General features: G+C 67.8%; 19 protein-coding genes and 1 other RNA gene. 4 read left to right on the top strand and 16 right to left on the bottom strand.

Annotation, left to right across the window (positions count from 1 at the left end; translation table 11 throughout):
• Positions 1-6: 6 nt before the first annotated feature.
• The 8 genes from ACRXBZ_RS29610 to cobC form a co-directional block, all read right to left on the bottom strand.
• On the bottom strand, positions 7-300 hold the full coding sequence (locus ACRXBZ_RS29610; RefSeq protein ID WP_010695437.1) for a hypothetical protein: 294 nt from the start codon (positions 298-300) through the stop codon (positions 7-9).
• A gap of 555 nt (positions 301-855) precedes the next feature.
• A complete protein-coding gene (locus ACRXBZ_RS29605) occupies positions 856-3,084 on the bottom strand; it encodes a DUF8728 domain-containing protein (RefSeq protein ID WP_433881859.1) in 2,229 nt (742 codons plus the stop codon).
• A gap of 1,045 nt (positions 3,085-4,129) precedes the next feature.
• An RNA gene (gene rnpB, locus ACRXBZ_RS29600) (RNase P RNA component class A) lies at positions 4,130-4,525 on the bottom strand.
• Positions 4,526-4,540: 15 nt separating this feature from the next.
• A complete protein-coding gene (locus tag ACRXBZ_RS29595; RefSeq protein WP_433881858.1) occupies positions 4,541-4,927 on the bottom strand; it encodes a hypothetical protein in 387 nt (128 codons plus the stop codon).
• Positions 4,928-5,479: 552 nt separating this feature from the next.
• The gene (locus ACRXBZ_RS29590; RefSeq protein WP_433881857.1) at positions 5,480-6,679 is read right to left on the bottom strand and encodes a bifunctional RNase H/acid phosphatase; all 1,200 of its coding nucleotides are present in this window, start codon (positions 6,677-6,679) and stop codon (positions 5,480-5,482) included.
• Positions 6,676-7,407, bottom strand: coding sequence for a zinc ribbon domain-containing protein (locus ACRXBZ_RS29585; protein ID WP_433881856.1), 732 nt, complete (start codon positions 7,405-7,407; stop codon positions 6,676-6,678). Before ACRXBZ_RS29585 ends, ACRXBZ_RS29590 begins: the two co-directional genes overlap by 4 nt.
• Complete coding sequence (locus tag ACRXBZ_RS29580; protein ID WP_433884010.1) at positions 7,404-8,258, bottom strand: Nif3-like dinuclear metal center hexameric protein; 855 nt, start codon at positions 8,256-8,258, stop codon at positions 7,404-7,406. Before ACRXBZ_RS29580 ends, ACRXBZ_RS29585 begins: the two co-directional genes overlap by 4 nt.
• A 7-nt stretch (positions 8,259-8,265) precedes the next feature.
• Positions 8,266-9,315 carry an Rv2231c family histidinol phosphate aminotransferase CobC gene (gene cobC / locus ACRXBZ_RS29575; protein WP_433881855.1) on the bottom strand — a complete coding sequence of 350 codons (1,050 nt, stop codon included), beginning with the start codon at positions 9,313-9,315 and terminating at the stop codon, positions 8,266-8,268.
• Positions 9,316-9,537: 222 nt separating this feature from the next.
• On the opposite strand from cobC, the gene ACRXBZ_RS29570 reads away from it, so the two are divergent.
• Positions 9,538-9,792: a hypothetical protein gene (locus ACRXBZ_RS29570; protein WP_433881854.1), complete on the top strand. Its 255-nt coding sequence runs from the start codon at positions 9,538-9,540 to the stop codon at positions 9,790-9,792.
• 52 nt (positions 9,793-9,844) lie between these two features.
• Here the strand turns inward: ACRXBZ_RS29570 and ACRXBZ_RS29565 are convergent, their stop codons facing one another.
• The 5 genes from ACRXBZ_RS29565 to ACRXBZ_RS29545 all read right to left on the bottom strand — a co-directional run bounded on the left by ACRXBZ_RS29565 (position 9,845) and on the right by ACRXBZ_RS29545 (position 11,481).
• Positions 9,845-10,306 (bottom strand): Imm1 family immunity protein, encoded by a 462-nt coding sequence (locus tag ACRXBZ_RS29565; protein WP_433881853.1) that lies wholly within the window; start codon positions 10,304-10,306, stop codon positions 9,845-9,847.
• Positions 10,303-10,494: a DddA-like double-stranded DNA deaminase toxin gene (locus ACRXBZ_RS29560; RefSeq protein WP_433881852.1), complete on the bottom strand. Its 192-nt coding sequence runs from the start codon at positions 10,492-10,494 to the stop codon at positions 10,303-10,305. Before ACRXBZ_RS29560 ends, ACRXBZ_RS29565 begins: the two co-directional genes overlap by 4 nt.
• 203 nt (positions 10,495-10,697) lie before the next feature.
• On the bottom strand, positions 10,698-11,042 hold the full coding sequence (locus ACRXBZ_RS29555; RefSeq protein ID WP_433881851.1) for a hypothetical protein: 345 nt from the start codon (positions 11,040-11,042) through the stop codon (positions 10,698-10,700).
• Complete coding sequence (locus ACRXBZ_RS29550) at positions 11,039-11,248, bottom strand: hypothetical protein (protein WP_433881850.1); 210 nt, start codon at positions 11,246-11,248, stop codon at positions 11,039-11,041. The genes ACRXBZ_RS29555 and ACRXBZ_RS29550 overlap by 4 nt, the downstream gene beginning before the upstream one ends.
• Positions 11,245-11,481 (bottom strand): HC3 family zinc finger protein, encoded by a 237-nt coding sequence (locus tag ACRXBZ_RS29545; RefSeq protein WP_168587204.1) that lies wholly within the window; start codon positions 11,479-11,481, stop codon positions 11,245-11,247. The genes ACRXBZ_RS29550 and ACRXBZ_RS29545 overlap by 4 nt, the downstream gene beginning before the upstream one ends.
• Positions 11,482-11,974: 493 nt before the next feature.
• Here ACRXBZ_RS29545 and ACRXBZ_RS29540 point away from each other — a divergent pair, with 493 nt between their 5' ends.
• From ACRXBZ_RS29540 to ACRXBZ_RS29530, 3 genes are all read left to right on the top strand, one after another.
• Positions 11,975-12,829, top strand: coding sequence for a helix-turn-helix domain-containing protein (locus tag ACRXBZ_RS29540; RefSeq protein ID WP_433881849.1), 855 nt, complete (start codon positions 11,975-11,977; stop codon positions 12,827-12,829).
• Positions 12,826-13,017 (top strand): DUF397 domain-containing protein, encoded by a 192-nt coding sequence (locus ACRXBZ_RS29535; RefSeq protein ID WP_433881848.1) that lies wholly within the window; start codon positions 12,826-12,828, stop codon positions 13,015-13,017. The genes ACRXBZ_RS29540 and ACRXBZ_RS29535 overlap by 4 nt, the downstream gene beginning before the upstream one ends.
• 196 nt (positions 13,018-13,213) lie before the next feature.
• On the top strand, positions 13,214-14,431 hold the full coding sequence (locus tag ACRXBZ_RS29530; protein ID WP_433881847.1) for an amidohydrolase family protein: 1,218 nt from the start codon (positions 13,214-13,216) through the stop codon (positions 14,429-14,431).
• A gap of 2 nt (positions 14,432-14,433) precedes the next feature.
• Here ACRXBZ_RS29530 and ACRXBZ_RS29525 read toward each other — a convergent pair whose 3' ends face one another.
• The 3 genes from ACRXBZ_RS29525 to ACRXBZ_RS29515 form a co-directional block, all read right to left on the bottom strand.
• Complete coding sequence (locus ACRXBZ_RS29525; protein ID WP_433881846.1) at positions 14,434-15,972, bottom strand: MFS transporter; 1,539 nt, start codon at positions 15,970-15,972, stop codon at positions 14,434-14,436.
• Between the two features lie 89 nt (positions 15,973-16,061).
• Positions 16,062-18,017 carry an FAD/NAD(P)-binding protein gene (locus ACRXBZ_RS29520; protein WP_433881845.1) on the bottom strand — a complete coding sequence of 652 codons (1,956 nt, stop codon included), beginning with the start codon at positions 18,015-18,017 and terminating at the stop codon, positions 16,062-16,064.
• Positions 18,014-19,123: an FkbO/Hyg5 family chorismatase gene (locus ACRXBZ_RS29515; RefSeq protein ID WP_433881844.1), complete on the bottom strand. Its 1,110-nt coding sequence runs from the start codon at positions 19,121-19,123 to the stop codon at positions 18,014-18,016. The genes ACRXBZ_RS29520 and ACRXBZ_RS29515 overlap by 4 nt, the downstream gene beginning before the upstream one ends.
• Positions 19,124-19,426 lie beyond the last annotated feature (303 nt).

Below are 19,426 nucleotides of genomic sequence, written 5' to 3'. Positions count from 1 at the left end.
GCCGGATCACCCGCCGCTGGTGCTGAACAGGCCAGCGATGAACGTGCCGATGTTGACACCCGCCCCGTTGACGGCGAGACCGATGATCGCGAGCGCGACGATCACCCCGCCGACGCGGCGCATGACGCCCGCGTTGTCGCCCTTGCCGCCGCCCAGCCACAGCAGCAGGATCGCGACGGTGAGCAGCAGCAGCGGCAGCAGGTTTTCGAGGATCCAGCCCTGAATGCCTCCCGTGCCCACCTGTGTCTGCTGCGCCAGTACGTCCAGTTGCGCCAGTGTTTCCAGCGGCATGGCGGTCATCTCTTTATCCCTGATTGCGCTGAGTGTCGTCGGGTCGGTACCTCAGCGTTCCGGGCCGGCCCCGGCACGCAGGTACGAGTAGAACATGACATGGTCACCAGAAGTAGTGGTTGCGAGTTCCGGTGTGGCGGAATCGGTCGCGCGTAGCGGTCGCCGTCACGCCGTGAATAGGCCTTTCGGGCAAGCCACTTTCGGCGCACCACCGGGAAGAAGACGCTCACCAGGCCGGTTCTGGTCTGGATCAGTATGGCTGTTCACCCGCTTGCGAGCCCCTTCGTAACACACCGTGCACGTTTCCGGTGAGCCAGTGGATTTCCGCACATCGCGTCATGATGCACCCGACCGGATCACGCGAATGTGAAATCGCGGGGCCGGATCGGAACAAGGTGATCTTGGCGCGCCAACTCAGGGTAGCGGTTCGGGTACAGCGACCGGCGGGCAGGGCCGTCCCCCGAAGGAGACCGGCCGGGTGCACAGTGGACGATTCACGATTCCGGCGGGCTGCCCGGAAGCCGGACGCCCCGGCATCGGCCGGGGCGTCCGGAACTGGAGCGGTCACTGGCTAGCCCAGTACGAGTAGGACTGGTAATCCGGATAGGGGCCGAGGAATTCCTGCAACGGGCCCAGTTCGATGGTCACGGCCGAATCGGTGACCAGCTCGGCCGCGATCTCGAAGGTGGTCTCCACCCAGCCGCGCGGATCGGCGTCGAACTGCCAGATGCCCGCGACCTTCCCGTTCACCTCGACCTGGACGGCCCGGGAACCGGTCGGCTCGTCGGCCTCCGGCTCGGTCGCGTCGATGCGCGCCATGACCGTCAGCGGCTGGTGCGGGATCAGGTCATGGAAGGTGAAGCTCTCGCCGCCGATGACGTGCCGACCGCTGTCGACCACGTCGCCGCCGTCGGGCCCGGTGACCGTCTTGACGTGGGTTTCCGGCTGGAAGCCCTGGTGCGCCGGGATCACCTGGTAGTCGTGCCGTTCCTCGTCGCGCAGGTCGGCGACGTTGAGGCGGTCGCGGATCTGCCCGTTCGGCGCCTGCAGCGGCTCGGCGCCGGAACCCAGCGCGTTCCAGTCGGCCTGGTAGATGGTCACCTTGTTGCAGGTCCGCGCCGCCTGGCAGGCCGACAGCCCGCCGATCGTGGTGTGCGAGAAGGCCGGCGACTTCAGCTCGAAGGTGATCAGCTCGCGGCCGAACAAGCCGCCCTCACCGAGGCCGTGCACGCTCCACGAGTCGAAGATGGCGAAGTAGTCCGGTCGCCGCTGCTGCGGCAGGTGCCGAAGTTCCTCGTAGAGGCTGCCGGCACCGTGCAGGTTCGGGGTGGCGAACCCGGTGGTGGCCAGCCCGATCAGGTCGACCACGTAGCGGTCCGAGAAGTAGGCGATCGCGCCGACGTCGTTGACCGCGACGCTCGCCCCGCGCGGCAGGTGCCCCTTGATCCAGTGGCTGATGGTCACCTGCTGGTCCCGGATCCCGGCGGCCTGCTGCGCCTGCCGCAGGCTCCACGCCGGCAGTTGGGAGACGGTGAAAAGCAAGGCCACCACGACCCCGCCGACCAGCACGGACCGCCGCGCGCCACCGGTGAACAGCTGCGCCGCCGAGTGGATCCCGATAACGCCGAACAGCAGCAGGATCGGCATTAGCGGCTGCACGTAGCGCATGTGGTGGATGTCGGAGTACTCCAGCGTCGACACCGAGGCCAGCACCAGCACGACCCCGAGCCCGGCGGCCAGCGCCAGGCCGCGCCACTGCGGGAACCGCCGGAACAGCCCGATCACGCCCGCCACCGCAAGCAGCAACGCACCGGGGAAGACGTAGTCCTGAGTGGACAGTCCGGTGAAAGCGTCCAGGAAGATACGGAAATTGCTGAGCACCTTGTCCGCGACTTCCAGCGGGTACACCGCCGGCATGTGCAGCAGCGACTTGGCCAGCACGCCGTTCTGCTCCGCCGAACCCGTCACGGACCAGTAGTACAGGTACTGGGCCCCGGCGGCGTAGACCGGCAGGCCGATCCAGAGGATCCGGCCGATCACGCGCGGCCAGGCCGCGCGGGTGCCGCGGGCGTGCGCGATCACGTGCCAGATCATCGCCAGGCCGAGCATCCCGGCGAACAGCAGCGCTTCGGTCCGGGTCAGCGCGGCCGCCACCGCGACCAGCGGAGTCCAGACGAACCGGCTCTGCGCGCGCTCGCCGGTGAACACCAGCAGCAGCGAGACGAGCAGGAAGGCGACGAACGCGATCTCCATGCCGCTGGTGGCGCCCCAGGCCAGCGGGCCGCTGAGCGCGACGAGCAGCCCGGCGAAGAGGCCGGCCTGGCGGCCGACGAGCCGGGTGCCGAGCCGGTAGGTGCCCGCGGCGGTCAACGCCAGGCACAGCGCGCCGAACGTCATCGCGAACGGCAGGAAGGCCGCGCCCTGGACGCCCAGCGCGTAGGCGCCGCCGAGGATCAGCACGTAGAGGAGGCTGCTCGCGCCGGTGCTGATCGGGTCACCGGTTTTGTACTGCAGGAAGTGCCCGGTACCGATCTGGCGCGCGTACTGCAGGTGGATGTAGGCGTCGTCGACCGGGGGGATGAAGTTCCACTGGTTGTAGGCCAGGTTCACGGCCAGGAACAACGCGCTGACGAGGAACGACAGCCCGCCGATCGACCACGCGGCGGCGTCCCGGAAGGGACGTCCGGCAGATCGCGAACCGCCCGCGACCGCCGCCGCGGTGGTCCGCTCGCCCGGGGTGTCGGCGGGTAACTCGTCGTGTTCGTCGGCGCTGGGCGCCACGAATCTCGTCATTCTGGCTCCGAAGGTGAATCAGCGCGTTTCAACGCGCGAGGAGGAAGAAGGTTTCCGGCTGGTGGCGGTGAAAACCGGCGCGGCGTTGCGGACTCCTGAGAAACCGATGCCGTTCCGGCACCGATCGCCCCGACCTCAAGAACCCACGACGTCACCTTCCGCAACCGAACGCACACGCTGAGAAACCTCACAAAACGCCCATCGTGCGCACGAAGAGGTTAACCCGTCCGGCTGAACAAACGATCTCCGGGTCAATCCCCAGACCACCACGATCAACGCCGCACGAGCACCCCGCCGAAGCCCGGCCCGCGAACCCCCGCCCGGACGCAACCGGCTCCACCGATCGGCGCAACCAACCACGCACCCCCACAACGGTCGCCACGATCAGGCCAACGAGCCGCGGAGCCACCCAGGCAACGACCACCACGACAGGCAAAGCACCGCCCGCCCAAAGCGCCCCCGCAGCGGAGCCGCTCATCTCGCCCATGCAAGCCCATGCAAGCCCATGCAAGCCCATGCAAGCCCATGCAACTGTCACCGCGACGCGCAAAGCGACGCCCTGCTCGAGTCGACGCAAGCGGCGAAGCCGCTTGGCCCACGCACGCAACTCGCACCGCGGCGGGTTCTCAGACCGTGCCCATCCTGTCAGGGCTCTTGGCGAGGTCGATCCACGAAGCCGCGTAATTGGCGGGGATCCCGCTGGCTAGACGAGTAAGTCCAAATTCCTGCGGGCATGAGGCGAGGGCGTCCATGATCCGCAGCGAAGGTCGCCGTGCGTGTTTTTGGGTGCTATGGCACCCACAAACGCTCACGGGTGTTCTTCCGCCACGCGAAGGTGGCCATCGGCAGACGTGCCCCGAACAGGGCGCGTCGCCCAGCGTGTGCTGGCCCTGGCCGCCGCGATCTGGCACAACTTCCGCACCGGCCAGCCAGTCACTCGCTCACCGCCTACGATCACTGATCGTATCCAGACTTACTCGACTAGGCGGCGTCTGAGTTCCGCTACCCACACCGCCACGCGAAACGAACCTGGAAGCAAGAGGGGCGGATGAGTCGGCCTGTAAGCCGGATTCTGTTTTCGGGGGCCTTGCGGCCTGCCCGGTCGGTGACCATCCATCTGGGCCTGCCGTCGCCGACAGGCTCGTGCGGCCTACCCGCGGACCTCGGGCGAGCAGCCCTCGAACGTCCGCGCAGACGCCTGGCCGGCGTCCTCTTGGCCTTGCTCCGGGTGGGGTTTACCTAGCCACCCCGGTCACCCGGGGTGCTGGTGGTCTCTTACACCACCGTTTCACCCTTACCCGGCGAAAGTTCGCCGGGCGGTCTGTTCTCTGTGGCACTGTCCCGCGGGTCGCCCCGGGTTGCTGTTGGCAACCACCCTGCTCTGTGGAGTCCGGACTTTCCTCGACGGGATCGCTCCCGCCGCAGTCACCCAGCCGACTCATCCGCGGATCTGATTCTAGTCCGTGCACGCCTCCCGCAACCCGGGTGGTCGCCCAGGGAGGGGTGGGGTGGCGATTTCGCGCGAAATCGCCACCTGCCAGGCGTGGCGAACGGCGATTTCGCGCGAAATCGCCACCCCGCTCAACCGAGCTGCTCCGCGGGGCGGGAGTCGGCTCCGGTGCTTCCGGAGGGCGGCCGGGTCGGCGCCGATCCGGTCTAGGCCGCGTAGCCCCGCGCCGATCATCGGCGGGGCCACGACGATGCGGACGTCCACCTCGGGCGAGACCTTCGCGCAGCGCCGCCGGGATGCCCGGCACCAGTCGCCGCCCGGCCCGGTGAGCACCCCCACCACCGAGGACCACTGTCGTGGCTCATCGACCAGCCCCAACCGGCGCAGGGTCACGGGTGGCGAGCAGCCCGATCTTCTCGGAGAGGCGATCGACCAGCTCCGCGGCGATCGAGTCGCCGCCGTCGGCCACCTCGAACAGCACCGGGCACAGCTCGTGCAGTGCTCCTCCGGGCCGCCTGCGTCAAAGCGTGGACGGTAGGCCCCGCCGCGCTGCGCCAGCTCTTCCGGCTGGGCGGTCACTCATCCGTCACCCGGGATGGGCGCAATTTCGCGAGAAATTGCGCCCACCCCGGGTGACCACCGGCCGGGTCGGCGTACCGCTTGAGCAGGTCGCGTTCGACGTCGGCGACTAACCCACCTCACACACGTCAATGGTCTGAACCAGCAAATTTCGCGTCCGCACCGACCCGAGCCGAGCGCCCGGCCAACCCAGAACCGCGAGCACTTCGCGGCGCCACCCAGGCCACCCCAAGCCGCTGCCCGATCGGAGCTCCGAAAACGTCCACCCCAGACGGATCTGTTCAGACGAAGGGCACCCCTGACGGGCTGTGCCGGTTGCCGACCGTGCCGGCCAGAAGTGCCCTTCACTCGTCGCCCGAACGGGCGTCAGGACCAGTGGGAGATGTCGTTGACCAGGCGGACCGAGGCGTTGCCGTCGGGGTAGAACTCCACGATGGACAGCGATGCCAGGTCCAGGTGGAGGCGGTAGAACATCGACGGGCCGACGTCCAGGCCCAGCCGCAGCAAGGCCTTGATCGGCGTCACATGGCTGACCAAGATGATCGTCTGACCCGCGTACTGTTCCAGGAGATCGTCGCGGGCCCGCGTGACCCTCTGGAAGACCTCGTCGAGGCTTTCGCCGCCCGGCGGCAGTACGCTCGGGTCGCCGAGCCACTTGCGGTGCAGCTGCGGGTACTGCTCGGAGGCCTCGGCGAAGGTGAGGCCCTCCCAATCGCCGAAGTCGGTTTCCAGCAGGCCGTCGTGGAAGTGCAGTTCGCCGCCGGTGGCGTCGACCACCGCCTGCGCGGTCTGCCGGGCCCGGGTCAGCGGCGAGGCGATCACCGGCGCGACGCCATCCTGGGTGATCACGCCATCCATCGCGGCCAGCCGCTTGCCCGCCGCGCGCACCTGCCGCTCCCCCAGCGGGGTCAGCGCGACATCGCCCCGACCGGAGTACCGCCGGTCCACCGACATCGGGGTCTGACCGTGGCGCAGCAACAGCATCTTCGTCGGCGTGCCGTTGGCGCCGAGCCACCCGGACGCGCGGATCCGCGCCCTGCTCGCCCCGGCACCGCTACCGGCGCCACCGGATCGCGCCGCATCCGCTTCGCCGCCGGAGCTCTCCCCGGCAGCGGGATCCCCGACCGGCCGGGCATCGCCGCCGGACTGGTCGCCGCTCGCCTGCTGGTCCATCGCCTCGTTGGCCAGGCGGTCGGCGTGGGCGTTCTGGGCGCGGGGCACCCACTCCAGGCTCACCTGCTCGAATCCGGCGATCAGCTGCCTCGCCTCGGCGGCCAGCGGCTGCAGGTTCGCGTGCTTGACCTTCCAGCGGCCGGCCAGCTGCTCGATGACCAGCTTGGAGTCCATCCGCACCCCGACTGCGGCAGCACCGAGCTCCGTCGCCGCCCGCAGGCCCGCGATCACGCCCTGGTACTCGGCCACGTTGTTGGTCGTGACACCCAGACCGATCGAGCGCTCCGCGAGCACCTCCCCGGACCCGGCGTCGCGGACCACGGCACCGCATCCGGCCGGGCCGGGGTTGCCCCGCGAACCACCATCGGCCTCGACGACAACCCGCAAGCTCACCGGTTATCCCCTGTCCGCACCAGGATCGCGCCGCATTCCTCGCAGCGGACCACGTCATCGGCCGCCGCCTCATGCACCTCGGTCAACGCGGTGCGGTCCAGCTCGATCCGGCACGCGCTGCACCTGGCACCCTGCAGCAGCCCGGCGGCGACGCCGCGCTGTGCTCGGATCCGCTCGTAGAGCGCGGCGAGGTCCGCCGGCAAAGCCTTGGCGATCAGGTTCCGCTCGCCCCGGCGGCGCGCCTCCGCCACTTCGAGGCCGGCGAGCGCCTCGTCGCGGCGCGACTGGATTTCCGCAAGGCGCTCCTCGGCCGCGGCGAGCGTCTCGCGCGACTTCGTCACGTTCGTTTCGAGCGCCTCGCGCTGCTCCATGACCTCGAGCTGCTCGTCTTCGAGGATGCCCTGCCGGCGGGCGAGCGTCTGCAGCTCATGCTCCAGGTCTTCGAGCTGCTTCGCGGACGCCCCGGCGGCCATCAGGTCGCGATCCCGCTGCTCCCGGGCGCGCACCTGGTCGACCTCGTTCTCCAGGCGCTTGACCTCACGGTCCAGGTCGCTGAACGCGGTCTGGGCGACCACCAGCTCGTCGCGTTTGGCCCGCACCTCGCCCTCGGCCTGCCCGATCTGCTCCAGCTCGGGCAGCGTGCGCCGGCGGTGCTCGACGCGGTTGAGTTCCGCGTCCGCCTCCGCGAGATCGAGCAGTCGTCGCTGAACGGCGGGGTCGGCTTTCACGCGAGCGCCCTCCCTGGGTCTGGTGCCGCGCCGGCGTGAACGGTCCACGGGTCAGTGCGGCGGGTGGAAACGAGGACTTCGACTGTATCCGGCAACGCGGCGGCGACGGTGTCCGCGGCCTGTTGGCACCACGGCCATTCGCTGGCCCAGTGCGCCACGTCCACCAGGGCCGGCACCTCGGCGCCGGGGACGGCGGCCCGGGCCAGGTGCTCGCCGGCCGGATGATGCCGCAGGTCTGCGGTCACGTACGCGTCAACACCAGCGGCCGCCGCGGTCGCCAGGTAGGAGTCGCCCGCGCCGCCGCACACCGCGACGGTGCGGATCGGACGGTCCGGATCCCCAGCACCGCGCACCCCCCAGGCCGTGGTGGGCAGGTTGTGCGCGACGCGGCGTACGAACTCGTGGAACGGCTCGGCCTCGGGCAGCTCGCCGATGCGCCCCAGCCCGGTTCGGGCGCCTTCCGCGTGCGGGACCAGCGGCCCGGTCACGGTGAGGCCGATGGCCTCGGCCAGCGCATCCGACACGCCCTGCACGGCGCTGTCGGCGTTGGTGTGCGCGCAGTACAAGCCGATCCCGGAACGGATCAGCCGGTGCACGATCCGCCCCTTGGGGTCGTCTGCGGGCACGCCGTGCACCCCGCGCAGCAGCAACGGGTGGTGCGAAACCACCAGCTGCGCGCCGAAATCCACCGCTTCGTCCACAGTGGCCTCGACTGGGTCCACGCAGAACAGCACCCGCTGCACGACCGACTCGGGATCGCCGCACACCAGGCCGACCGCGTCCCAGCTCTCCGCCAGATCGGCCGGATATGCCGCTTCCAACGCGCCGATCACCTCTTGTAGCCGAACCACCACCGGCTCACCCCCGTCCCAAGATGTCACGTAAAGCCTTTACCAGCAAAGCGTTCTGCGCCGGATCGCGCACCGCGACCCGCAGGTGATCGGGCCCCAGACCGGGAAACGTGTCGCCCCGGCGGACCGCGATGCCGTGCTGCCGCAACGCATCCCGCACCTCGGCCTCGCCATCCGCCCGAAGCAGCAGGAACGGGGCGCGTGCGGGCATCGCGACCTGCAGCCCCGGAATCCCGTCCAACTCCGCGACCAACCCGGCGCGGTGCTCCTCGAACTCGACCGCAGCCTGCTCCGACTCGGCCAACGCATCCGGCTCGCAGCAAGCGACCACGGCCTCCAGGACCAGCGCGTTGATCGGCCAATGTGGACGATACCGGCCCAGCCGCCGTAACAGGTCCGGATCGCCCAGCGCATACCCGGCGCGCAATCCGGGAAGACCCCACATCTTCGTCAGGCTGCGGAACACCAGCAGCCCGGGTTCCCGGCACCCGGCCAGCGACTCCGGCTCGCCGGGCACGGTGTCGCTGAACGCCTCATCGACGACCACCACCCGACCGGGCCGAAGCAGCCGCCGGATCTCCGCCGCCTGATGCAGCACCGACGTCGGGTTGGTCGGATTGCCGAGCACCACCAGGTCCGCCTGCTCCGGCACCGCGCCCGCATCCAGGCGATAGCCGTCCGCCGGATCCAGCTGCACCCGCGCCACCTCAACATCGGCGGTGCGAAGCGCCAGCTCTGGCTCGGTGAACGACGGGTGCACCAGCGCCGCGAGGCGGGGGCGCAGCGACGGCAGGAGCGCGAAGCCCTCCGCAGCGCCGGCCAGCAGCAGCACCTCGGAGGCATCCCGGCCGTGGCGGGCGGCGGCAGCCGCCCGAGCGGCGAGGTCGTCGGCGGCGGACGGGTAGCGGCCGAGGCGGTCGAGCGCCGCCGCGAGGCGGTGGCGGAGCCACGCCGGCGGACGGTCCAGGCGGACGTTGACCGCGAAATCGAGCAGGCCGTGCTCGGCGTCGACATCGCCGTGGTGCCGCAACGAATCCTGATCGTGTCCGCTGTTCATCCCGGGCAGTCTAACCAGGGCGGAGCCCGGCCCGTGCGCCGCGAAGGGCGGCGGTGACCCCCTCGTGATGTCGAACCGGACCACAACCTCACCAGAAGGCGCGAACGCCCCCGTTCATCTCAAACAAACCCAGCTGCCCCCGCCGCCGATCCCATGCGGAGCCGAACCACCTCAACGGGCACCGCAACCGCGGTGCCCGTTTTCTATTGCAGTAGGAAACCTGTGTCCGACCAGCTCACCGCGTGGCTACGCACGATCGTTCCCGCCGCCTGGTCCGCGCTGATCGCCTTGCTGATCGCGTCCGGCGCCCCCGACTGGCTCCCCGACCCGCTCGGCGACGCCGGAAACACGCTCGTCGTGCCGGTCGTGCTCGGCGGGGTGTACGCCCTGCTGCGCTGGGCCGAACCACACCTACCGGCGTGGGCCGCCCGGTTCCTGCTCGGATCCAACACGCCACCCACTTACCCGACCGAGTAGCAACGCGCCCTGCACCCTTCACCGGGTGCGGGGCGCATTCGGCGTTTTCGGGTCAGTACCACTCGCCGGGTTGCCACTGCACGCACGTCGGCCGCGCCCCGGTACGGCAGTACTCGGCGATGGCCTCGCGCACCCTCTCCAGAGGCAAGGACGCCGAGGCCGGGAACCGCAGGTCACCCACCGGATCGAACAACAGGGCCGGAGTTTCCTCGGTGACGTCGGGGTTGAGCGAGTCGATCAGGGCACCGTCCGGGGCTCCGGGATGCATGTAGTTGAGCGCGCCCCACCTGGTGGTTCGGTTGGTCGTGATGCGCAGGCGTCCTCGCGGGAACTCGTGAATTCTGCCGTCGTCGGACTGGCGGCAGGGACGATCCCACACATATACCTGCGAGTACTGCACGGGTGCTTCGGTGACGATCGCATTGACGAGGTTGCGTACTTCGTCGGGAGCCTGCGCGTAACGGAATTCGTGGCCAAGGATGCCCGTCACCACAGGCAGCACCTCGGTTTTCATGGTCTGGTCTCTCCCTGGATCTCAATCGGTCGATCGCGGCCCGGTGTCCACACCACGAGCACCGAACCACGGGGCAGGATCGCGCGCACTGCCGCTTCGCAGTGCCGACACGCCGTCCCCCTCTTGAAGTTCGCCGCGCCGGATAGCGTGGCAGGTCCCCCGGCGCGGTGGGGCCGGTTGCGGCGCATTGCCGCTCGTCGACCCCGTCACGGCCGCCATGTCGGGTCGGTCGGCCGTTCCGCGCCGGGGAACTGGAGTGGATGGTCAGACGACGCCGGGGGGCTTCCGTCGCCTGACCATCCGTGTACCTGGCCGACCTGTAGGCGACGGCGCAGGCACGTGGTTGCGGTGGGAACACCGGCCGGGATCGACTGCGGCATCCCCACCGGGCCTACAGCTGCAGCAACGCGAACAGAAGCCGCCGCAGCATTCCGGGGTGCCGCGCCATCGCTTCCCGGTCATCGACCGGCAAACCAGACTCGACCAGCGGCAGCTGCCGGGTTTCCTCGACGGCAAGCGCCTCGGCCAGATCTCCGCGCATCTGCACGGTCCGCGGCTCGCGCAGCCGGTGCCGACCATTACCGCGCGTCTCGGCCTCCACCCGCGCAACCAGATAGGCAACCGTCAAAGCACCCTCGCCGCTACCCGCGTGGCGCGCCGGGGCGTAGTAGAACGTCGCCCACAGCGCGAGCCCGCCGACGCCGAGCAGACCGCTTGCGACCAACGCGGCAATCATCGCGTTGCCTCCGATAGGTCGATCACAAATGGTTCCGGCGTCTTTCCTTCACCGCGCAGTGCAGCGGCAACCGTTGCGAGCTGGTCGCCGAGTTGCCGGATTTCGTCGTCGCTCCATCGACCGCGCTCAACGTCGTCGGCGGCATACCCGAGCATCAGCACCGTTGCGCGGATCATGCGCCCGATGTGGGCGTGCTCAGCGTTCATCGCGCACCCACCGTCGGCGGCATCGGGACCTCAGCGAGCACATGCGCCGCCGCGTTGCAGTCCGGACACGTCTCCCACAGCCAAGCCAGCGTCGTGTTTTCCACCGCCAACTGGTAGCCGCACAGGGTGGCCACCACGAAACCGGTGGGATAGCCCTTGCGAGGTTTGGGGTCGGTGCTGGCATGCCGCTTCCCGTCGGCGGGTGCCCAATGAAACGGATGGGGTTGGTACATCACGCCACCGCCTGTGAGGTCGCGACGGGGCCGGTGTCTTTACCGGCGGACACCGGCCCCGTCTGGCCACTCGGCGCCGACCTCGGGGTCCGTCGGCGAGTGGCCGTTTCGTGGTGGATCGACTTGAGCGACGCAGCGGGTGAGACGACGGAGATCGCGCCGTCTCGCCGCGCTGTGTGCCCCCGGCGCTGCCGCAGTTCCGCACTCGAGCAACGCAGGCGCTGCGGAGCGGCCGGAGATTCGTTGAGCAGAGCGGAGATACGCTCGACCGCTGCTCGCTGCTGGCGGTCGCGCGCACGATCGATGGCGATCGCGGTTCCGGCAGCAACTGCCAAGAGGACCAGAAGCAGTACGCATTGCAGCATGCCCGGTACCCTCCGCTCACAAGAGTTGACTCCTGTTCCCGGAGTCAACTCTCTCTATCCGGAGTCACACAGGCCATACCCCGTACGAGCGATCTTTTGGCCGGGGTCGCGTTGTTTAGGGTTGACTCATGGCCGGAGTCAACGAAGGGCACACCCCGAAAGCGCGCCTACTCGGCGCTGAGCTTCGCGAGCTGCGCAATCACGCTGGAATGACCGTGCGTGACCTTGCCGACGCGCTTGGAGTCGGTCAGGCGACCGTCTCTCGCTATGAGCGTGGCGAACGAACACCGGCCCCTGAGTACGTGGCACGGGTTCTCGGCACGCTCGGAGTCACGGGCGACAAGTACGACGAGCTTGTCGAGTTTGCAGCAACCGCGAGCGAACCCAACATGATTGCCGACAGTTCAAAGGGGATTCACCGGCACCTGATCGAGCTCAGCGAGTTCGATCGTGCAGCTACGCGCATCCTGCATGTCGCTCCGCTGCTCGTTCCCGGACCTCTACAAATCCGCGAGTACGCGCGCGAAGTGATGACCAGCCTGCCGCCCCACGAACGGGATGTGCGCGTCGAGTTGCGCATGGCACGCAAGGAAGCCATAGCCGAACCCCGACAGATCGAGGTCATCATCGCCGAGAGGGCGCTTCGTGACGCGCTCGGCGGTGCGGACGTCATGAGCGAACAGCTTCGGCACCTCGCCAACGTGGCCACGCGTCCCAACATCACGATTCGCGTAATCCCGGCTGACCTCGGCCGGTGGACTCTGGCCCACAACGGCGCCTTTGTCCTGTACGAGTTCGCGAAGGCTCCGCCGATCGTGCACCTTGAGCACTACCGTGGGCCCGCGTTCCTGCGCGGAGCCAAGGACGTCGAATCTTACCGCGAAGCGGTGGATACCCTCAGGGAAGCGGCCATCAGCGAAGGCCAGTCAACCGAGCTCATGGCCGCTATCGTCAAGGATCTGGAAAGGAACCAAACACCATGACGGTAGCAAGCGGGTGGCGGAAGTCCACCCGATCCGGCCCCAACGACAACTGTGTTGAGGTCGGCCACATCGGCGACATGGCCGCCGTCCGCGACACGAAGGACCGGGCAGCCGGGTACTTCACCGCAACCGCCTGCCAGTGGTCGGCGTTCATCGCCGCAGTAAAGGGTGACCGTTTCGACGCCTGAGACAGCACGGCAGCGCCCGCCTGGTGCCGATATCACCAGGCGGGCGCTGCTGTATGGGTGCTGGAACGCGCATTCGCAGATGTCGCCGTTGCGGCAGGACGCACCGCCTGATCAGCAGCAACCCACACGGGCACGGTCGTCCGGTCCGGTTGGCGCGCCGATGGGCGTTCGTGGTCAGAGCAGTAGCATCGACCGCATGTCTACGGTGAACGACACCGCACGTCATGGGACCACAGTGCTGCGGGCGTCACGGCTGTTCGACGGCGAAACGGCCAGTCCTGTGGACAACCCCGTCGTGATCCTCGAAGGAACGACGATAGCCGGAATCGGCTGCGCGGCGGATCTGCGGCATGGGGAGACCGTGGTGGACTTTCCGGGCGCCACCCTGATTCCTGGTCTGATCGATCCTCATGTGCATCTCGCCTTCGACGCGAGCTCCGACCCGGTGAAGTCGCTGGCCGAGCGCGATGACGATGCTGTCGTGGCCGCGATGCGCATCGCGGCCACGACGGCATTGCGCGCCGGCATCACGACCATTCGTGACCTCGGTGACAGGGACTTTCTGTCACTAGCGCTGCGAGGCGCGGCGGACCTGCCGACCATCGTCGCGGCCGGGCCGCCACTGACCACCGTGGAAGGGCACTGTCATTTCCTCGGCGGGGAGGTCGCACATCGCCCCGCCGAACTTCGGGCCGCGGTACGCGCCCACGTGGAACGTGGCGTCGACGTTGTCAAGATCATGGCCAGTGGTGGCACGATGACGCCGGGCAGCCTCCAGGAGCAGACACAGTTCGATCGGGAAGCCCTGCGTGCCGCTGTCTCGGAGGCGCATCGGCACGGCATCCCTGTGACCGCGCATGCGCACGGTCACAGGACTGTACTCGACGCGATCGAGGCCGGAGTGGATGGTGTGGAGCACGTCACTTTCTGGGCGACCGAGGGTGTCGATACGCCGGGGCGTGAACTCGTCGAGCGGATCGTCTCACAGCGTGTCGCGCTCGGTGCTACCGCCGGAGTCCTGCCCCGGACGGACTCGGTGATGCCTGCGCCAGTGTCTCAGCGAATGCCTGCAATCATCGCCAACTTCGCGGCCCTGTACGCGGCGGGAGCGGTGATCGTCGCGGGTACGGACGCGGGGATAGGTCCGTACAAACCGCATGATGTGCTGCCGTATGCACAAGATCGGCTGGCGGCATTCGGAATGGACCCGGTGACCATCCTGCGGAGCATGACGTCGGTCGCCGCCGGCGTCTGCGGACTCGGCCACCGCAAGGGCAGACTGAGGGCAGGGTACGACGCCGATGTCGTTGTCGTACAGGGAGATCCGAATGCAGATCTCTCCGCGCTGCATCGAGTTGTGGCGGTCTATTCTCGCGGCACCCGAGTCGACCCGGGAAGCCGCACCACGGCCTGATCTCACGCTGAGTCGAGATGTGAACCCCGCTCTGGTTCACGCACACGCGGGTCAACCCGCACTTCTCCGCTCGTGGCCACGCGTTCACGAAGGCTTGCAGGCTGCTCGGCGCAGAGGACGCGCCGGGCCGAGGCGCGTGCTCGACGGCCAGTGGTCAGCACACCCAGCATCAGCACAGCGCAGCCGCAGGCGGCCGTGATCCACCAACCGGCTTGACCAATGGGGGTAGCGCTGTCGACGGCGACGTGCACATCGACGGTCGCTACCGAACCCAGCACCGCCACCCCGAGGCAGGCTCCGACTTGACGGCTTGCGGTCGCCACGGCTGCGGCCATTCCGGCCTGGGCTTGCGGCATTCCCGCGACAGCCGCGTTGGTGATCGGGGCGTTGACAAAGCCGAAGCCGATGCCGAACAACACGTAGGCCGCGAGTAGGTAGCCGATGGAGGTGTGCGAGGTGATTCGAGTGAGCAGGAGCCCGGCGAGTGCGATACCGAGCCCGCTGATGAGCAGTGGCAAGCGAGGTCCGCGGCTTGCGACGATCCTTCCAGCCACAGGGGAGGACACCACGACCATCGTGGCCATCGGCAGTGTGAGCAGGCCGGCGTGGAACGGGGAGAAACCGCGGGCGTTCTGCAGATACAGCGCGTTGATAAAAATGAATCCAGACCACGCGCAAAAGCTGCAAACCGCTATGACTGTGGCGCCGGAGAAAGGAATGCTGGCGAAGAAGCGCAGCTGGAGAAGCGGTTCACGGTGCCTGTGTTCGTAGGCTGTCAGCGCCACGATCATGACACCGGCGAGAGCGAAACAGGTTACGATGACCGGCGAACCCCAACCCATTGTACGGCCTTCGATGATACCGAAGGTCAGACTAGTCAGTGCCACGATGACGAGAAGCTGCCCGGCTGGATCGAACCTCCGGGGCCGCGCGGCCTTCGATTCAGGTATGAAAAGCGCTGAGAGCACCGCAGCGGCGATGATCAGCGGAACGTTCAGCCAGAAGATCGACCGCCAGCCGGCCGCGTCCACCAGCAGGCCACCGGCCAGTGGACCGATCGCCATGCTCAATCCGGTTACACTGCTCCATACCCCGATCGCGCGCACACGTTCGCGGGGATCGGTGAACACACTGCTGATGATCGACAACGCCGATGGCGTCATCAGGGAGCCGCCTGCTCCTTGCAGGGCACGAAAAGCGATGAGAAGCCCGGCATTCGGCGCGATGCTGCACAGCAGCGAACCCAGCCCGAACGTGGTAAGCCCTGCGAGGAACGTGCGGCGCCTGCCAAAGCGATCCCCCGTGGAACCGCTCAGGATGACCAGGCTGGCTACGGCCAGCATGTACGCATCGACGATCCATTGCAGTTCGGACACGCCGGCGTGAAGATCCCGCTGAATGGCGGGAAGTGCCAGGTTCACCACAGTGTTGTCGAGGCCTACGATGAAGAGACTGAAACAGCAGACTGTCAGCACGATGGCCTTTCGGCGCCGACCGGGCACCGGCGCCGCCACAGCAGGCCTGGCATCGCTCGTCTGCACAGGGCCGGGTACCCGAACCCGATCAGGAGGTTTCGACGTCATACTCGGCGATGAGTGCTCGGGTGATGGCGACGTATCCCCTATGTGCATCACCCGTGTCCGACGTGACGAGTCGTGCCGGCCAAGCGGGTCATGGCTTCGCCCGAGCTGGCTGTTGCTGTCCCGGTGCCCGTCGCGCACGCGGTCGCGGCGATCGCGTCGCAGTGCTCGACAACGGCGGGAAGCGCGGTCCCGAACGGGCCCAGGATTCCGCGTAGCGGCACACCATAGGCGAAACGGCGAGGATGAGCCCGGCCATCCGAGCGCACCAGCGTGAACACGTTCTCGGTGACGTCCAGGCTGCCCACCGGGTATCCCGGGGGTGCGGCAGCATCGCTGATCACATGTGCGCGGCAGTCTCCGGCCGCCAGCATGGAGGCGACCAGGGGATCGGTGGCATTGCGCACATCGGTTGACGGCAAGCGGGCATCGATCAGAACATCGGCCGTAACCCTGGACTGGTCCACCACCGCGGATTCGGCCGTGAAGGCCGCGGTGTCGCGATCGAACGCCACTCGAGTCCGGGGGCCCGTCAGGCGCACGACCCCGGCGTCGAGCAATGCGAGCAACTCCTCCACACGCACCGGAGGAGGACCCCAGACCAAAAATTTGGACAGGCCGTCGAACCAGTTCTCGATGTCGCGGCGATAGGACGAGCCAGCGATACCGTGATGGCAAACCGCGAGACGCACCAGCTCACGCAAGCGCCGTAGCGCCGCGGTCACAGCTCGGTGTGGACTTCGCGTGACCCCCGCCGCGGCTTCGTCCAGAACTGACCGGTGGTACTCGGTGGCGAAGTCGAGGAATTCGGCTGGATCACGAAACCTCCTGTCCGCGGCTGGTCGAGTGTGGCGGTCCCAGTCCCAACGCATCCACGGCTGGGGGAAGAACTCGGCGATCAGATCGCGCATGCGCGAGGAATCCCATGATGCTGCGGCATATCGTGCCGAGAAAGCCTCGAACCCACCTGTGCCGTGCAATCGCGCGTACTGCACCGTGTAAAACGTCCAGCCCAACTCCTTGGCCAGCAGTGGCCACACGTCCCGCTTGAAGTCACCGACCCCGGGAGTGGATTCGCGTAGGGCCGTGACCGCTGCCTTGGTGAGGAAGCGAGGAACGTAGGGCTGATCTCCGGTCGGCGAAAAATCCGCCCGCACCGGGTAGGGGACGCCCCGCTCTGAACCCGCATAGATCACCGGTTCGGTTCCCGACGGCTCGTAGCGGAGACGCCCGGCGTCCAACCGGAAGCGTCCGCCGCGTTCTGTGGTCAGCAACGTGACGTAGTCGTAGAACGAGAGCCCCAGGCCGTTGAGGATCACCGGTGCCCCTGCGGCGATGCCGGACAGATCCGCCTCGGCCGCGCACATCGGCGGTATGTAGATCAGGCCCAGTTCTTGTGCCGCGCTGGCTTTCACACGTTCGGGTGACCCCAGGCCGACCGCGTAGTGCCCTTGGGTCAGCACGACCGCGTCGACGTCGAGGGCACCGATTCCGTTGTCCACCAACAGTCGCTGGCGGCCGTTGGACAGATCGGTCACCGAAACGGCGCTCCCGCGGTGAACTTTTATCCGGGCCGCTTCTCGAGCCTGCCGTACGAGGAACCGAAACGCCCACTCCAGGTACGCGCCATAGAAGGCGCGGGGAACCGCGGTCTGCGGCTCGACGGCTGCCGCGAACTCCCGGCACCGTGACGGAAGCCCGTCCACCAAGCCTTCTCGCACCATCACCGCCCAATCGTGGACGCTGGGCCCGGTCAGGTCCGAGGGGCCGGGCGGGAACACGGTGGCTTCGGCGGCCGCGGTGTTCATGAGCAGCGACCATGCCTGATCCACGCGCCACACTCGGCCCGCCCCTGGAACGAACGGTTCGACCACATCGATCTCGAGATCGAGTGCGCCGGCGTTTGACGCGGCGAACGCGCAGAGTCGGTTCACCATCATCGTGCCCTTGGGGCCCGCGCCGACGACAGCGACTCTGACCCGTCCGCGCGCGAGCGTGGCACTCATCGGCACACCCCTTCGATCTCCACAAGCAGGTCGGGCCGGCACACGTCGACGTTGAAGTACGCGATCTCGGAGTCAGAGCGGAACACCTGCGCGCAGATTTCGCGGACGGCGGCAACGTGCTCGGGATCGCGGACATAGACCTTGACCTGGTCGAGATCCCGCACGGCGTACCCGTACCCGTTCACGCCGTGCCGGCCCAGATTGTCGCAACCGACGAGCACATCGATGTTGCGGAGGGTCTCAAGGGTCTGCCGCGCGATGTCGTGCACGTGCGCGGTGTCCTCACCCAGGATGCTGGCCGTGCCCGACACGAACAGGCTGGCGGTCTGCTGCCCCCGCAGGAACGTCGCGCGGGCGAAGCTCGGGGATTTCGGCCCGTACCGGGACGGGTACTGGTAGGCCGGGGTCTGCCGCGGATTTTCCAGGTGGACGGTCCGGCCCTGTTTCGCGGCGAGGAAGCAGAGGTCGATCCCCGGACTGAGCGTGCCGATTCCGGTGGCGGCCGGCAACTGTGGGAACTGTGCTGCCCCGGTTGCGAACGCTTCGGCCCGGCCGACGCAGAAGTCGCGGTAGATCTCGATACCTTCTGCGTTCGGGCCGGTGATGTCGCCGATCAGGTTCCACATGCGTACCAGGTCGGTGTAGCCACGTTCCCAAGCGAACCGCAGCGCGTTCTCGTACAGTTCGCGTACCCGCTCCCGGTAGACCGGTTGCGGTCCAAGACGTACGGCGTAGAACAGGTGCTCGCCGTCCTCGGAGAAGACGGCCTCGCCCAACGCACCGGAGCGCACGGGCCGGTCGGTTCGCCAGACCTCCTCGACGGGAACGCCACTCCCGTTCGCCATGTGAGTGGTCAGGCATGGGACCCCGTCGACCAAGGCGGGCTCAGCCGGTCTGTCGGCGAAGATGATCCGCCCCAGGGAATTATCACACCCCGCGTCGGCTACTCCTGTGATGTTCGTGGCCAGATTGGACCGCAGACCCTGCACACGATCCCGGAGTCGTCGGTGACTCAATGTATCTCCAGAGCTCGATCCAATGAGGATTTCAAACGGCGGCTGCCCGTGCCGTTTCCTCGGATCAATGCGACCTCGGAACAGCGGCATGTCGCGTGGAACGGCAGGCAGGTCGCAGCAATACTGATTGTCCGCGTCTCAGGCCGTACGATGCTGCGAGTCGCGGCGCCGGGCAATATGACACCACGCCCCCGCAGGGGGTGCTGCATGCGTAATAGGGAGGCTATCTAACCATCGGATACTATCCAGGCGCACCCAAAGAGTGACCGAAAATCAGAATTATTGGGTGCCAGGTGTGTGTTGTTCGATGCAACAAGGCCAGGTTGAGCACGCCTCTTTCGGGGACCCCTCCCCGGTGGCATTGATTTCGGCGGCATGTAGTCTCACCATTTG

This window comes from Saccharopolyspora hattusasensis, from assembly GCF_050972075.1.
In the GTDB taxonomy this organism is placed as follows: Bacteria; Actinomycetota; Actinomycetes; order Mycobacteriales; family Pseudonocardiaceae; genus Saccharopolyspora; species Saccharopolyspora hattusasensis.
This window is presented reverse-complemented; position numbering and strand designations above follow the sequence as displayed.